Source organism: Streptomyces sp. NPDC059740, assembly GCF_042733155.1.
Classification (GTDB): domain Bacteria; phylum Actinomycetota; class Actinomycetes; order Streptomycetales; family Streptomycetaceae; genus Streptomyces.
This window is the reverse complement of record NZ_JBHWGP010000006.1, coordinates 184717-199495: the sequence shown is the minus strand read 5'-3', so window position 1 is coordinate 199495 and position 14779 is coordinate 184717. Positions and strand designations below refer to the sequence as shown.

13 protein-coding genes are annotated in these 14779 nt (G+C 73.4%); 5 read left to right on the top strand and 8 right to left on the bottom strand.

Annotated features, from left to right (window positions below; all coding sequences use genetic code 11):
- Positions 1-296: 296 nt before the first annotated feature.
- The 5 genes from ACFV3R_RS10660 to hisF all read left to right on the top strand — a co-directional run bounded on the left by ACFV3R_RS10660 (position 297) and on the right by hisF (position 4606).
- On the top strand, positions 297-2000 hold the full coding sequence (locus ACFV3R_RS10660; RefSeq protein WP_385578859.1) for a hypothetical protein: 1704 nt from the start codon (positions 297-299) through the stop codon (positions 1998-2000).
- Between the two features lie 47 nt (positions 2001-2047).
- Positions 2048-2353, top strand: a complete 306-nt coding sequence (locus ACFV3R_RS10655) for a hypothetical protein (RefSeq protein ID WP_385578856.1) — start codon at positions 2048-2050, stop codon at positions 2351-2353.
- A gap of 133 nt (positions 2354-2486) precedes the next feature.
- Complete coding sequence (locus tag ACFV3R_RS10650; protein ID WP_385578852.1) at positions 2487-2927, top strand: hypothetical protein; 441 nt, start codon at positions 2487-2489, stop codon at positions 2925-2927.
- A 228-nt stretch (positions 2928-3155) separates the two neighbouring features.
- Entirely contained in the window at positions 3156-3800 is a 645-nt protein-coding gene (gene hisH, locus ACFV3R_RS10645; RefSeq protein ID WP_385578849.1) for an imidazole glycerol phosphate synthase subunit HisH, read from the top strand.
- Entirely contained in the window at positions 3788-4606 is an 819-nt protein-coding gene (gene hisF / locus ACFV3R_RS10640) for an imidazole glycerol phosphate synthase subunit HisF (RefSeq protein ID WP_385578846.1), read from the top strand. The genes hisH and hisF overlap by 13 nt, the downstream gene beginning before the upstream one ends.
- A 98-nt stretch (positions 4607-4704) precedes the next feature.
- On the opposite strand, the gene ACFV3R_RS10635 is transcribed toward hisF, so the two are convergent.
- The 8 genes from ACFV3R_RS10635 to ACFV3R_RS10600 are packed head-to-tail and all read right to left on the bottom strand — an operon-like array spanning position 4705 to position 14577.
- The gene (locus ACFV3R_RS10635; RefSeq protein ID WP_385578844.1) at positions 4705-5484 is read right to left on the bottom strand and encodes a class I SAM-dependent methyltransferase; all 780 of its coding nucleotides are present in this window, start codon (positions 5482-5484) and stop codon (positions 4705-4707) included.
- Positions 5481-6239 carry a HisA/HisF-related TIM barrel protein gene (locus tag ACFV3R_RS10630; RefSeq protein ID WP_385578841.1) on the bottom strand — a complete coding sequence of 253 codons (759 nt, stop codon included), beginning with the start codon at positions 6237-6239 and terminating at the stop codon, positions 5481-5483. Before ACFV3R_RS10630 ends, ACFV3R_RS10635 begins: the two co-directional genes overlap by 4 nt.
- A gap of 17 nt (positions 6240-6256) precedes the next feature.
- Complete coding sequence (locus tag ACFV3R_RS10625; RefSeq protein WP_385578838.1) at positions 6257-7549, bottom strand: phosphoribosyltransferase; 1293 nt, start codon at positions 7547-7549, stop codon at positions 6257-6259.
- Positions 7546-8340: an HAD family hydrolase gene (locus tag ACFV3R_RS10620; RefSeq protein WP_385578835.1), complete on the bottom strand. Its 795-nt coding sequence runs from the start codon at positions 8338-8340 to the stop codon at positions 7546-7548. The genes ACFV3R_RS10625 and ACFV3R_RS10620 overlap by 4 nt, the downstream gene beginning before the upstream one ends.
- Positions 8337-11300 carry a methyltransferase domain-containing protein gene (locus ACFV3R_RS10615; protein ID WP_385578832.1) on the bottom strand — a complete coding sequence of 988 codons (2964 nt, stop codon included), beginning with the start codon at positions 11298-11300 and terminating at the stop codon, positions 8337-8339. Before ACFV3R_RS10615 ends, ACFV3R_RS10620 begins: the two co-directional genes overlap by 4 nt.
- Positions 11194-11907, bottom strand: a complete 714-nt coding sequence (locus ACFV3R_RS10610) for a phosphoribosyltransferase family protein (protein WP_385578829.1) — start codon at positions 11905-11907, stop codon at positions 11194-11196. The genes ACFV3R_RS10615 and ACFV3R_RS10610 overlap by 107 nt, the downstream gene beginning before the upstream one ends.
- Entirely contained in the window at positions 11900-13363 is a 1464-nt protein-coding gene (locus ACFV3R_RS10605) for a hypothetical protein (RefSeq protein ID WP_385578825.1), read from the bottom strand. The genes ACFV3R_RS10610 and ACFV3R_RS10605 overlap by 8 nt, the downstream gene beginning before the upstream one ends.
- Positions 13360-14577: a DegT/DnrJ/EryC1/StrS family aminotransferase gene (locus ACFV3R_RS10600; protein ID WP_385578822.1), complete on the bottom strand. Its 1218-nt coding sequence runs from the start codon at positions 14575-14577 to the stop codon at positions 13360-13362. The genes ACFV3R_RS10605 and ACFV3R_RS10600 overlap by 4 nt, the downstream gene beginning before the upstream one ends.
- Positions 14578-14779 lie beyond the last annotated feature (202 nt).

The following is a 14779-nucleotide window of genomic DNA, read 5'->3' as shown; positions in this document are numbered from 1 at the left end:
TGCTCGCACTCACGGTATTCGCTCGCGATCTACCCGTCGTCGAAATCGCGCAACCTGGCACCCGCAGCCCTATCCGCAGGGACGGGAGTGGACCGTCTGGGAACCGCGTCCGCCGGGTGGTGAGGCCCGGCTCAGGGCGCCGTCACCGGTCAAGGTCCGATCCTGGCGGTGCCCGCCTGCGCACACAAGATCGTTGGCCGGTTCCCGACCTCGCCCTGGCTGACAGTGTGTGGTGGCCCGAGGTCTGGTCCCGAGACGGACACCGCGGGGACGAGAACGCCGTCTAGGGTTACGCCATGGCCGTGCATCCCCTCGCTGATCTGGCCGCCACGTTGCGGTCCGAGACCCTCACTTTCCTGCGGGCACCGGTGAGCCGCGACTTCTGGGGCATGCTCTTCGAGCACGGGCACACGTTCGTGATGCCGGCCGCGTGGTCGACACTGCCCCGCTCCCGCCAGATCGAGCAACTGCTCACCGCAGAGGCGAAGCGCATCTCGGACGGCACGACGTTCGCGATGACCACCGGCCTTGTACGGGCAGCGCGCGAGATCGGCCAGGACCGTTCGATCCCCCTCCCGTTCACCCCGGACGTGCTGCCCGCCCCGGCGGGCATGCTCGTCTTCTCCGCCGACGAACCACTGTTTCGGCTCCCCTCGGGCGACCCGGCGGTCGCGGTCACCTGGGGACCGCCCATGGAGGGCTTCTCCCCAGGAGCGCACCTGACCTGGTGGTCGCTTCTGCGCGAGGATGAGAAGGAACCTGACGCAGCCGCCCGGGGCCGGCTGATCCCGATCGTTCCGGACTTCGACCTCCACCTGTCCTTCCTCCCGCTGTTCGACACCCGTCTGCACCTTGAGCAACTGCCGTCCGGGCTCATCTACTCGGCGGTCCCACTGCGCACCGTCGTGGCCGCCTGGTACGCCCTTACCGCGGCCGCCACCACACTGCGCGAGGAACGCCCGCAGGCCACCGTCACCCAGACCTTGAAGGAGCAGAAGGCGAAGAAGCGCGGCGTCCAAGTCGCCGACGGCAACCACGACAGCGCGCGGCGGGACGTCATTGAGCGCGCCGCGCAGAAGATGAGCGAGGTGAGCGCGGGCAACGTTTTCGAACCTTCGCCGGAGCTGGCCGCCACTCCGAAGAGAGCCGATCACGGGGTCTTCGACGCGAAGCTCGACCACCGTCTTGAAGCCGGCCACCGGCGCATCGCCTGTGTCTACCGGGAAGCGGCCGACCACTGGCACCGCCTGGAGATGCAGGCCACCCAGCGGTACCCCGGGATCTTCGAGGGGCTGGAAGAACTGCGCATCCAGGAAGGGTCGCAGTGGCAGCCGTGGTGCTGGATGCCGAGTGTCCGGGTGTCCGCGTGGCTCATGCAGATGTACGACGCGCCGGTCGAACAGGCGTCGTGGGACGGGCCCCGGATCGCCGCGCTCGGGGCCTGGCGCAGCGGAGGGCGCCACAGCGTCCTGACCACGCTCCCGCTACAGACGACTTTCAGTGACCGTGTCCCCGCAGATCTGACCGAGACCATGCCCGCCCCGGGGGTCGGCATGGTCATCGACGACGGCGGCACCGTTCACGTGCTGCTGGCCTACCTCGACGAAGCCGGTGACCGCAGCACCGCGGACGCCGAACTCGTGCTCATCTCCAATTACGGCGAGCCGAATCGCATGATCGAGGACATCACCAAGCTCACCGTGTTCCTCACCGGGGACACCCTCCTCGACGCGGTGAAGATCACGCAGGCGTACTACGATTACGCCGCGGTCCAGAACGGCACGCAACCCCACCCCAATGACGAGGCCCTGTACGCCGAACACGCCTACGCGCTGGGCCTGTTCACAGGGCTGCTCGCCACCGTGTGCGCTCCGGGCTCTGAGCTGCAGGACGCTGGAGCGTTGACCGGGCGCAAACTGCCGGCGCCCTGGCCACCGGAGCCGAACGTGCTCTCCGAAACGACACTCTGGCTTCTGACCAGCGTGCCTACGGCGCACTGAGGTGGGGCGAAGCGGGACAAGGCACCGCCGACGAAGGGCGACACCACGTGACTGACCTCCCTGAGCCCGAGATGGCCACCGTGCGGATCCCGAAGGCCGCTCGGGAGGCGTTCGCGGCAGCCGTCGCCGCCGAGGTCGTTGCGACCTTCAAGGACGACGGTGGCCTGGACTGGTACTACCCGTGGGGGACGCGAGAAGTCGATCATCTTGAGGTCGCCCTCCTGCCCGGCGGCGACGAGGTCATGCTGCGGATGTCCTCCGACCGGGCCGCGACCATCGTCTGCCCGATCGAGCGGTGGTACGAGCTGGTCGGCCGGATGACGCTGCCCGGGCAGGGACCGCAGGAAGGCTGATCCGGCGTACGCTGCACCGGCAACGGACAACAGGAGGGGGACGGGGACGATGGGCTGGCGGTTCGGCAAACGGCGGGGGATCCGACAGGCCGCCCACCGCGCCCAGTGGGCCATAGCCGTCAACACCGGGTATATGGCCTGGAGAAGCGCGTGGAGCAAGGATCCCCGACCGTTCACGACCGACTTCGCCGAGACCCCTCGCGCCATCGCCGGCCCGTTGCTCGCGCACAGCCAGGAGATCGACAAGGCGCTGGGGGCCTTCCTCGCGTATGCCCCGCCCGCAGAGGTCACTGAGCTCATGGACCGCACACGTAGCTCGCTGAGACCTCTCGTCGACCTGCAACCGGCCTGGACCGCGTATCTCACCTCCCGCCTGGAAGGCCGCCGGGTTCCCGCGGAGGACTGGGAGAGCGCACTGGGCATGGATCGCGACTTCGGCGGTTTCTTGCTCCGGGGCTGGCCGCACGAAGAGACCGCGATCAGCGCGGCGCTCCGCGTTGGCCCCCTCCTTGATCGGGTGCACGACGCCCTCGTCCCCTATTCGGGAGTCAACTGGCGGGCTACAGCTCGTTGACCTGTAGCCCGCCACTGATGGCCGCGGTCGCTGGAGCAGGCGGTCTTCCACGCCCCAGGGGCGAGGTTTCCCGGCCTCGGAAAGGGACGCTGAAGAGAGCCTCTGCTGGGATAGGCGGCACTCGATGGTCATCGCCGATAGACTCATAGTGACCCTTGCCGTCTGTTTGTGACGGCGGCCAGTTACTTCAACCGGGGCGCCCTCGGCGGCCCTTAGATTGAGGCGTTCATGCAGGACGACCGACCCGTGGTCGGCGTGATCGACTACCGCACCGGCAACAGTCAGAGCGTGGTCCACGCGCTGAACTTCCTCGGCGTGCCGAACCGTCTGCTCACCTCGCCGGAGGGGTTGGACGGCATCGACCGGATCATCCTTCCGGGTGTCGGGTCAGCCGGGACCACGATGACCTACCTGTCCGAGGCCGGATGGCCCGATGCCCTGTACGACCGCGTGGTTGAGGGCGGTTCCCCGTTCCTCGGCATCTGCGTGGGTCTGCAGGTCCTGTTCGAGACGAGCGAGGAGCAGGACGCGACCTGTCTGGGCTGGCTGCCCGGCACCGTGCGCGCGTTCGACGGAGGAACCGTCCGGGTGCCCCAGATGGGCTGGAACCAGGTGCACCGCTCCTCGGCCCATCCCTTCCTGGCCGGGCTGCCGGAGGCAGGCCACTTCTACTTCGTGAACAGCTACTACGCCGACCCCGCGGAGGCCGGGGACGTCGCGGCGACCACGGAGTACGGCCTGCCGTTCACCTCCGCCGTCGCGCGCGGCAACATCATGGCCACCCAGTTCCACACCGAGAAGTCCGGCCCTCTGGGGCTGGACCTGCTCGAGCGGTTCGCGAAGACCCCGCAGGAGGAACTGTGCCCGGCCTGACCAGCACCAGCACGGGGCTGACCACTCGGCTGATCGCCTGCTTCGACATCATCGACGGCCGCGTGACCAAGGCGCGCCGCTTCGAGGACAACATCGATGTCGGCGACGCCGCGGAGGTCGCCGCGTCGGTGTACGCGGACGGTATCGACGAGATCATCTTCTACGACATCCTCGCCAGCGCCCAGCGCCGCCAGGCGGACCTGGCCACGATCCGCAAGGTCGCCGAGACGGTGTTCGTGCCGCTCACGGTCGGCGGGGGGATCCGGTCGCTGGAGGACATGCACGCGGTGCTGGCCGCCGGCGCGGAGAAGATCTCCCTGGACTCGATGGCGGTGCGCAACCCCTCGATCATCACCGAGGGCTCGGCGGAGTTCGGCCGCCAGTGCATCGTGCAGTCCATGCAGGTCAAGCGTGTCCCGGTCACGGCCGAGATCCCCAGTGGGTACGAGGTGTTCATCGACGGCGCCCGGCAGGCCACTGGCATGGACGCCATCGCGTGGGCGCGCCGGGGCGAGGAGCTCGGCGCGGGGGAGATCTGCGTCAACTCCATCGACCAGGACGGTACGCATGAGGGATACGACCTGGAGATCACCCGGGCGATCGCCGAGGCGGTCAACCTGCCGGTGATCGCTTCCGGCGGCGCGGGCTCCGCGGAGCATGCGGCTGCGGCGTTCACCGAGGCGGGCGCGTCGGCGGCGATCGTCAGCTCGCTGCTGTACTCGCCGCGTATGGAGCGCACCGTCCCGGTGAGGGAGATCAAGGCTGAGCTCGCCAAGCGGTACGGGCTCCCGGTCCGCTTGACCTGAACACGCTCCTTCCCGGAGCGGAAGCTGGGCCCGGCCGCGCGACGCGGCCGGGCCCAGCTGCGTTTCCGGCACCGCCACCACCGCGGGGGTGCGGCGGGTCAGGGGCGGTGCGCGGTGACGAGGTGGCGGCTGCTGTCGGCGGTGAGCGGGCTGGCGTCGTAGCCGCCGAACTGCTCGTCGATGACGAAGCCGGCTGCGTGCAGCAGCTCGGTCAGTTCGGCCGGGGTGTAGAGGCGGACCGAGCTGTGGCTGGTGCTGGTGGTTCCGTCACGGTAGGCGGTGATGGTGTGCCGGTTCAGCCGGCGGGTGGCGGGGTCCCAGGTGATGTGCTGGGTGGTCTCGGCGTTGGCGCTGCGAACGGTGCGGGTGCCCATGCCGGTGGTGTTCGGGTGGGGGGTGAAGTGGTCCATGGCCAGTCGGCCTCCCGGGCGCAGGACCCGGCGGGCTTCGCGGAGCACGCCGAGGTCCTCGTCGGTGGTGTCGAGGAAGCCGAAGGAGTTGAACAGCAGCAGGACGGCGTCGGCGTGGCCGTCATCGAGAGGCAGATCGCGGATATCGGCGTGCAGGAGGCTGAGCGGTTCGCCGGCGGCCGCGGCGGTGGTGGCCGCATGGCCGAGCAGGTCCGGTGAGAGGTCGACGCCGGTGGTGCCGGTGTAGCCGCGGCGGGTGAGTTCACGGGTGTGCCGGGCGAAGGCGCAGCACAGGTCGAGGATCGTGTCATCGCCGCGCAGAGCGAGGTGGTCGATGAGGAAGTCGACATCGCGTCGGGTGGTGGCGCCGTCGTGGCTGCCGTAGCGCTCGACGTAGCCGGTCCCGCGGTAGTTGGCAATCCACCACGGTTCGCGGTCGGCGGCGCGGGTGGTGGCGGGCTCGGTCATGTCCGTGTCTCCGTGGGCGGGGTGCGGTGGAGGCGGCCGTCGGCGTCGGGCAGGCCGCGGGGGGCCGTGAGGTAGGCGCGGCCGACGACGGCGCCCCATCCGGCGTGCCACAGGCGCTGCAGGTCGGACCATCCGGTCAGGCCGCCGGCGTACCACAGGGCGGCGCGCGGATAGCGGCCGGCGATGCGGTCGAGGACCGGCCAGGGGGGCTCAGTGCGGTGGGTCGCCGCGCGGGCGTCGGTGATCAGGACGGGCTGGAGGCCGCCGGTCGCGTCGAGGAGGGCGTCCAGGGCGTCGGTCAGCGGCAGGCTGGTGGTGCGGGTGAAGCCGTCGGTGACGATCCGTCCGTCCACCGCGTCGAGGGACAGCATCAGCTGTCCCTCACCGGCGAGGGCGGTGAAGTCCGGCCAGGCCCGCGGGTCGAGGCGCCCGTCGGGGACCAGGCCGGTGGAGCCGAGCAGGACCCCGGCGGCGCCGGCGTCCAGGAGGCGGCGGACGGCCGGGTCATGCGGGACCAGGCGGCCGCCGGCCCACAGTCGGCCGGGGTGGCGGCGGACGGCCGTCTCCAGCAGTGCGGTGCTGGTGCTGGCGCCGGTGGAGCGGTCGAGGTCGATGACCGCGGTGGGCACGTCGTCGCTAAGCACCTCGGCGATCAGCCGTCCCGGGGGAATCCCGGGCTGGGCGGTGACAGCGCCGTGCTGGACGTCGATGTTGACTCGCCAGCGGTCGGCGGCCACCGGGGAAGACAGGGGCATGGGCGGGGGCTTCCGGTTCAGGCAGCGGCCACGAGGGCGGCCGGGCGGGGGATGGGCGGTTCCGTCCAGGCGGCGGCGTGGGCGAGCTCGGCGCGCATGGCGGTGAGCTGGCCGCCGCTCCAGGTGCCGGTGCTGACTGCGAGGTCGAAGGAGTCGGCCATCTGCTGGCGCAGCGTGCCGCGGGCGCGGTGCGCGGGGTCGCCGGCGTAGGCGCGGCCGTCACCGCGCAGCAGGTGTCCGATCAGGCGGGTCTGGATGCTGTGGTGGAGGTTCGGGCGCAGGCTCGGCAGGTCGGCGGCGTCGGCGATGTCGTGCCGGCCCGCGCGGTGGTAGAGGGCCCACGCGGATTCGACGCTGCGGGTGACGGCCCGGCCGCCGAGCTGCTCGACCAGCCGGCGGGCGGCGCGCAACGTGTCGCCGTAGCCCACGTTGTCGTCGACGACCAGGACGGTCGAGCCGGCCACGGCGTCGGCCAACTGCTGCCGGTAGGGGCCGGGTGCGGTGGGCCGCTGCAAGACAGCGCCGGTGGTGTCGAGGTAGGAGACGGAGGCCTGGTCGTGGAAGCCGATGCGCACCAGGTGCACGTCTAGAGGACGGCCGAGCCGCGCGGGCAGGACCGCCCGGGCGGCGACGGCCAGGGACAGTGACCCGTACAGCGGTGCGAGCAGGCTGGTGATCTCCGGGCGGGACGCGAGGAGGTGGTCGGCGAGGAACGCCAGCTCGTTACCGATCTTGGTGTGGTTGTCCAGTTCCCGGAAGGTGCGCCAGCCGCCGTCGGTGCGGGACAGCAGTTCCAGGTCGCCGGCCGGCACGGTGAGCGGCCCGCCCGGGGCCGGCAGGCCGTGCAGGTGGGCGGCGGTGGTGGTCGCCGCGGCGATCAGCCGTTCCAGCGCGGCCGGGCGGGGGTCGCCGGGCGGGGCCGGGCGGTCGGTGAGGTCGTGCCACAGGGCGTAGGCCCCGGCGGCGGCGAGGTTGTGGAGGTTGTCCAGCAGGGCGTGCCGAACGGCCGGGGCGTCGCCGGGAGCGCGTTCGTCCAGGGCGGCAACCGCCCGGGCCAGGGCGGTGGCCGCGGGCAGCGCGGTGCGGGGCCGGTAGTAGCAGGCGCCGCGGCCCAGCCGGACCCCGCCGCTTGCGGCGGTGGGGAAGAAGTCGTCCAGCAGCCGGCGGTTCAGGCCCGAGAGGCTCGCGGCGCGGATCTGGTCGGCGGGGATGCGCACGGTGCCGAGCAGGTCGGTGCGCACCGTGGTGTCGGCCGGTGCGGCGCCGGGCCAGGCGGTGGCCGAGAGGCCCGGGAGGGTGGGGCTGGTCATGATCGCTCCGTTGGGAGGGCAGCGTGCTCGGCCAGGGCGTTCAGGCAGGACAGGACGTCGGGGAAGCAGGCGGCCGGAGGCCGGCCGGGCGGAATCGGCGTGTCGTTGGGGATGATCCACACCGGGTGCATCCCGGCGGCGTGGGCGCCCACCACGTCGTTGGCCCAGCTGTCCCCCACGTACAGGCACTGCTCGGGGGCGACAGACAGTTCGGCGGCGGCGTGCAGGAACGGCGCCCGGTCGGGCTTGCGGGTGCCGATGTCCAAGGCGCACGCCACCGTCTCGAAGTGGGCGTCGAGCCCGGCATGTTCGAGCTTGGCGTGCTGGCCGGCACTGTCGCCGTTGGTGACCACGCCGAGCCTAAAGTGCGGCGCGAGCCGGTCCAGCGCGGCGGCGACCCGCCGGTCGGGGCGGATCGCGCGCAGTTGCCGGCGGGTGAAGTCCTTAACGAGGAAGGCCAGTTCGCTCTCGCCCAGCCGGATGCCGCATTCGTGCAGGGCGCGGCCCCAGACGTAGGCGCGGATCGCGGGCATCGGGCCGAGGTGGGCGAGAGAGCGTTCGTAGTCGTGCCACAGGACGTTGGAGATCCGCGTGTAGGAGGCGGCGATGCCGGGGCCGGTCGCGCCGGGGTGCGCGGCGGCGAGGTTCTGGCTGACCGCGTCCAGGGCGGTGCTCCAACAGGTCAGGTAGGGCACGAGGGTGTCGTCGAGGTCGAAGAGCACCGTGGTGATGCCCGTCGGCAGCACCGCCCGGCGCCCCGGCGCGCCGCCGGGGGAGGCCGGGGCACTCACCGGCCGGGCCCGTGGCCGGTCATCCGGGCGCCCAGGGCGAGAGCCGCCAGCCCGTACGGTCCGCCCGGGCCCGGGGCGTCCGGCGGGGTGAGGCGGAAGAAGAGGTCGGGCAGCAGCAGTCCCAGGATGCGACCGCGGTCCACCGGCAGGCCCTCGAAGCGGTCCAGCAGCCACGGCGTGGCCAGGAGTCGTTCCGCCAGCGGGCCGGCGAGCGTACAGGTGATGTCCACGATGTTGCCGCGGACGGTGGCGGCCGGCTCGCTCATGAGGCCGGTGTGCTTCAGGCAGGACCCGACGAGCTTGGACAGCGACTGGTCCAGGTCGTGCAGCCCGGCGAACTCCGCGTCGATCACCCGCCACCGGCGCGGGTCGGCGCGGTCGACCAGGACGTTGCCGAGGTGGAGGTCCCCGGTGTTGTAGGCGAGGTGGGTGCCGGGGGCCAGGGAGCGGCGGGCGAGGTGGACCAGTCCCGCACAGGTGAGCTGGGTGGGCTCGCCGTTGAGGTGGAGGGGGTGGTTCCACCAGGGGCGCATCCGGCGGGCCAGGTCCTCCACCCATCCGGACAGCACCGCCGGGGTCTGCAGCGAGTGGTCGGCGTCCTGCTCCCGGTAGGGCCGGGCGGTGGCGGTGGCCAGGTGGACCAGCCGCGCGGACAGGTCACCCAGCACGTGCTCGAAGGCCGCCGGGTTGGTGACGGCCAGGTCGCGCAAGGGGACGGCGTCGAGGTGCTCGGCGATCAGGGTGGCGTTCTCGCCCTGGTAGTGCAGGGCGGTGGCCGGGACGGGCACATGCCGCGCCAGCACTTGCAGGCCGGTGTGCTCGCGGACGGCGAAGACGCTGCCGCGGCCCGGTTTGATGATGACCTCGCCGACCGGGGTGCGGGCGGCGAAGACCGGGCCGCTGCTGGGCCGCAGCTGCCGGATCGCCCCGTCCGGCGAAGTGTAGGCGGGGGCCGGGCCGTGGCAGTCGGAGGTGGTCTGCCAGTACGCGGCGGGCACGTCGGCACGCACCCGGGCCACCGCGGTGTCGATGTCGGCGCTCACCTCCAGCGGACAGGGCCGCTGGAGGAGCAGGCCGGACTCGAGATGCCCGGCGTCCAGCAGCACCCAGCGCCCCCTCTCGTCCTCGCCCGCGTACAGCAGCCGGGCCCGCCCGGACCGGCCGGGGACCAGCGCGGGGTAGAAGGCGTAGCGGGCATCCGGGGAATCGGCACCGCCGCGGTGCAGGATCGTGCCCAGCGGCCGCCAGGTCCGCCCGTCGGTGCTGTGCGCGGCGGCCAGGCACCGGGCGGTGCCCGCGCCGTAGACCATCAGCAGCCCGCCGTCGGCCGTCGGCGTCACCGCGGGGCAGTCCGCGGCGTACGCGTCCGGCGCCCCCGGCACGCCGGTGTCCACCACGACGCCGTGGCGCTGCCAGGTGACGCCGTCGGTGGAGGTGGCCAGGTGGATCCGGCGGTGGTGGCCGTCGCGCCCGGCGTACCACATCCACCAGGCGCCGCCGCGCCGCAGCACCGCGGGCATCAGCACGTGCTCGCCGTCGCTGGCCTGCGGCCCGGCCGAGGGCTCCAGCACGGTGTGCGGGGTGGCCCAGGTCGAGCCGCCGTCGCGGCTGAGGGTGCGGTAGATCCGCCAGGTGCCGCCGTCGGCGCGGGCGCTGAGGAAGGCGTGGAGCACGTCGCCGTCGCTGACCAGGCTCGCCCCGGTGACGTCGTCGCAGCCGTCCGGGACGGGCAGCGGTCGGGCGTCGGCCAGCGTCACGGGACCGGCCTCCGGCAGCGGGCACAACCAGACCCGGTTGCGGCCGCCGGTGTACCAGGGCTCCGGGGCTCGGCCGGGCAGGTGCCGGGGCTCGTAGGTGCGTGCGGAGCCCGGGCCCGCGGTGAGCGCGAGCAGGTGCCGGCCGCGGTGGTGGACCGCGGCCGGCGCGAAGCACACCGTGTCTTCGGCGGCTGCCAGCACGGCGCGGTGCCGGCCGATCACGTCGACCCGCCCGCCGCCCGGCCGCGCCGGCGCGGCCGGGCGGGGCAGTCCGGCGCGAGTGGCGGCCAGCAGGAAGTGGTCGCCGGCCTCGATGAGTTCGGGCAGGGCGGTGGTGGCCAGCACCGCCTGGCTCAGCCCGGCGAACGCCGCCGCGTCGGCAGCCTCCTGGTCGACGTACGGACGCATCCACGCCGCGACGCCCTCCAGGGAGTACCGGTCGGTGACCTCCAGCCCGGCGCCGCGCAGCAGGTCCTCGGCCTCGGCCAGGGTGTGGGTGCGGGTGGGCGGCATGTAGTCGGTGTCGGCGACGCCCGGCGGCGGCTGGTAGCGGCCGTGGCCGAGGTACCCGGAGCTGGTCAGGGCGGTCATCTGGGCGAAGTCGCCGCGCTTGAGCAGGTCGCGCAGCACGGAGGTCCGGGTCAGGAAGATCGCGAACAGCCGTCCGCCGGGCGCCAGGGCGGCCGCCGCGCGGCGCACCGCCTCGGCGGCGTCCGCGTCATCGAGCAGGTGGTACAGCGGTCCGAACAGCAGCACCGCGTCGAACTGCCCGCGAGGCGGCTCCAGAAGCTGGGCGGGGCCCGCCCAGGTGCCGAGCAACTGCCCCTCCAGGCCGGCCTCCCGGAAGCGGTCGCGGGCCATGTCCAGGCTCGCCGCCGACAGATCGGACAGGGCGACCGCGTGGCCGCGCCGGGCCAGGGCCAGGGCGTGGACGCCAGGGCCGCAGCCGATGTCCAGGACGCGGCCGGCCGCCGGGAGGCCGGCCAGGACCTGGCGGTGGATCACCTCGGCCTCCAGCCGGTGGTAGGGGCCCGAGCGAGTGCGCTGCCACTCCCTGCCGGGGGCCGCGTCGTAGAAGGCGGCCACGCGCCGCAGGTCAGGGCTGCTGCCAGTGGGAACCGTGGCGGTGGAGCCGTCCTCGGCGGGCGAGGTCGGCGAGGCGGGGCTCAAGAAGGTCGGGGCCGAGGTCATGGCCGAGGTCACGCAGCCTCTCGTCGAGCTGGTCGGTGGTCAGGGGACCGGCGGCCAGCAGGCAGGCCGCGGTCTGGTCGATGTCGCGCAGGACCCGCCACGGCAGGACCAGCGCCGGAAGGTCGCTCATCGTCCGCGCGGCGAAGCACGGCGCCGGATCGGCACGGTCGGACGCGGCCAGGCACGCCAACTGCGGCCGGTGGGCGGCGAGCTGGGCGAGGAAGTAGGCGGCGGTGCGGCCGGAGTCGACGACCTCGTCGACCACGATGACCGGCTGCCCGGCCGGCGGCATGGCGGGCACCAGCAGGCCATCCGCCGCGGCGAACAGCGCGATGCCGTCGGTGCGCCCGTCGTGCTGGCGGGCGGCTGCGGCCAGCACGAGCGGGCCGGGCAGGAGGTCGGCCAGGGACTGAGCGGTGATCCAGCCGCCCTGAAGGACGCCGACCAAGGTGACCGGGCCCGGGTGGGCGGAGCGGATCTGCGCGGCGACGTCGGCGACCATCACCTGGTAGGCCCGCCACGACACCATCCGGGCCCGGCGGCCGGCCTCCGCCGTGAAGACCAAGTTCTCGGCCGCCACCTCTCCCGCGCCGTCCGCGGGTGGCTGGAGGTCAGGCACGGCGGATCTCCGGGGCGTACCGGTCCCACAGCAGCGCCAGCAGCCGGTCCGAGCCGCCCGCCACCCGCGCGAACGCCTCGCCCCCCGGCGGGACTTCCGGCCCGCTGCGGGCACCTGGAGTCGGGGTGGGGGTCTTGCGGCGCGCCCACAGGCTCGGCGCGGGCGGCAGCGCCCCGCCCACGGCGCGCACGGTGGTCTCCAGGCCCGCGAGGTGCTCGGCCACGCCGCGGCCGAGCACGGTGATCTCCTCGGGATGGTTGAAGGGCGTGCCCACATCCAGCGTCAGCGGCACCAGGTACACCGCGGCCGGCGTGCCGGTCAGGGCCCGGCGCAGCCCGGCGTGGGTGCGGCCGGTGAACACGCTGTCGTCCAGGTGCACCACCACCCGCCCGTCAGCCTCCAGGCGCCCGGTGCGCCACGCGGTGCCCGAGACCCGGGCCATCTCCTCCTCGTGGACCGATCCCCGGGCGAGCGCCAGCCGCACCCGGGCCCGCTGCGGCTGCGGCAGCATCCCGGCCAGTACTGGGCCTGCGGCCATCGCGCCGAACGCCTCGCTGACCAGCAGCACCGGCGCGCCCGGATGCGCTGCCTCCAGCGCCGGCCAGCGGGTCTCGAAGGCCGCGGCGATCTGCCACAGCACGTCGCCCTCGCGCACGGCGCGCACCGCATCCGCCGTCACGCCGGTCCCCTCCAGCTCCCGGCCCAGTTCGCCCAGGACCTCCGGCATCCGGGCGTCGCCCGTCACCGCGGAAGCCCGCTCCGCCCAGCCGGCCGGATCACACGGGCCAGCCGCACGGCCGGCGGGCTGCCACCGGTTCCAGGCCGCCTCGGCCAGCAGCGCGCCGAGCTCCTCCAGGAGCCCGTCCAGCACGCCGGCCGCCTCCCGGTGATCGAGGACCGCGGCGCTCCACCGCGCGGTGCACACGTCCTGCACCGCCGCCTCCAGGAACGCCAACCAGGCCAACCACGCGTACCACCCGGCCGGCTCCCGCGCCGCGGGCTCGGCCAGCGAGCGGGCGAAACGCGCGTACCGGGGCCACCGTTGGCGGAGCGCGGTGAACCGGTGGGCGGGGGCGGGTGCTTGGCCGGGCAGGTACATCTGCGCGTCGGCGGCGTAGTAGCCGAACCCCCGCAAGTACACCCATCCGTCGTGGACGATTCGGTCGGCGAAGAAGGCGCGCGTCGCGGCCGGGAGTCGGCCGTCCGCCGCGGCCGGGAGCCGGAACCCGCCGCCGTCCGTCAGGTGCTGCGCCGCCGCCGGCATCCCCGGCGGGGGCAGGCTGACCGTGCCGCTGGCCCGCAGCCCGGCCGTCCAGCGTCCCTCCAAGTCCTGGCGCAGGGTGGCCATCTCCTGCGACCAGCCGAACAGCCGACGCCGCGCCGCCGCCCCGGGCCCCGTGCTGCCGGGCGCGCGCCGTGCGACCGCCGCAACGTCCGTTGCCGTGGGCGCGGTCATGTCGCCACCGGCCGGGCCAGCGCCTGCGACGCTGCGGCGAAGGCGTCGCCGTAGGCGTCGATCGTCTCCTCGGTGTCGCGGTCGGTGACGCTCACGCTGATCCGGCCCGCGTTGTAGGCGCTCTCGCCGGGGAAGGGGCCGCACAGCCGCGGCCGCCACGTCCCGGACACCGCCCGCAGCGGCACCGGCTTCGTGAACAGCGGCATCCCGGCCAGAGAACCGATCGACGGGTAGTGCGCCGGGACACCGAGGTTCTGCAGGCGCTCCAGGTAGGTGCCCGCGTCGACGCCCGGCTTGAGCTCGCCGGGCTGGATCTCCGGGCGGAAGGAGAACCAGCCGCCCATCGTCGCGCCGGGCCGCACCACCGGCGGGCGCACCCCTGCAAGGCCCTGAAGGCGCCGGCTCAGCCGTTCCAGCAGCGCGCGCCGCGCGGCCAGGCGCTCGGCCAGGCCTTCGGCGTTGGCCAGACCCACGACCGCGGCGAGCGGGTGCATCCGCATCTTCAGCCCGAGCCCGGTCTCGCCGAACGCGGCCAGCTCCGGGTCCTTCAGCGACAGGGCGCGGCCGCGGTAGTGGCCGGCCAGCAGCGCCCGCTCGCGCCACTGCGGGCGCGCGGCGCTGAACAGGCCGCCCTCGCCCGCCGGCCAGGCCTTCTTGTCCTGCATGCTGCCCACGCAGATGTCACCGAACGTTCCCACCCGCTGCCCGTTCAGGGTGGACAGGTAGGCGTGGCTGATGTCCTCGATCAGGTGCAGGCCCCGCTCGCGGCAGATCCGGGTGATCTCCTCCATCGCGGCGGGGTGCCCCAGGTAGTGCGTCACCGTCACGCACCGCGTCAGCGGGGTGATCGCCGCCTCCAGCGCCGCCGGGCACAAGTTCCCGGTATCCGGTTCCACGTCGGCCAGCACCACGTTCACCCCGGCGTGCACGGCCGGCGACAGCGAGGCGTGGAAGGTCGTGACCGGGCCGATCACCTCCGAGCCGGCCGGCATGTCCAGCGCAAGGTAGGCCGCGTGCAGCCCGGCGGTGCCCGAGGAGAACGTCAGCGGGTCCCGCAGCCCGAGCATCTCCTCGATCCGCTGCTCCAGCTCCCCGATCACGCCGGACCCGTCCGCCACCGACAGCGCTCCTCCCCGGCGGACGTAGGAGGCGAGCGCCTCCGCGATCCGCTCGCGCTGCGGGTGCGGTGCCGAACTGTGCGGACTGTGCGGCATGGCGTCCTCCAACTCCCGTGCAGCAGACGCCGGTAGGCGGCCGTGCGCGTCATGAACGGATGGCGGCGACGGCCCAGATCCGGGCCGGCCAGGCCGTCGGCGCGGTCGGCCGGCGGCGGGCTCACCAGCACACCGCCCGCGCTGTCCCGTCGGCAGAGGGGACCGGAGAGAACGTTGAGAATTTCGCGGCGAGAGCGAGAAA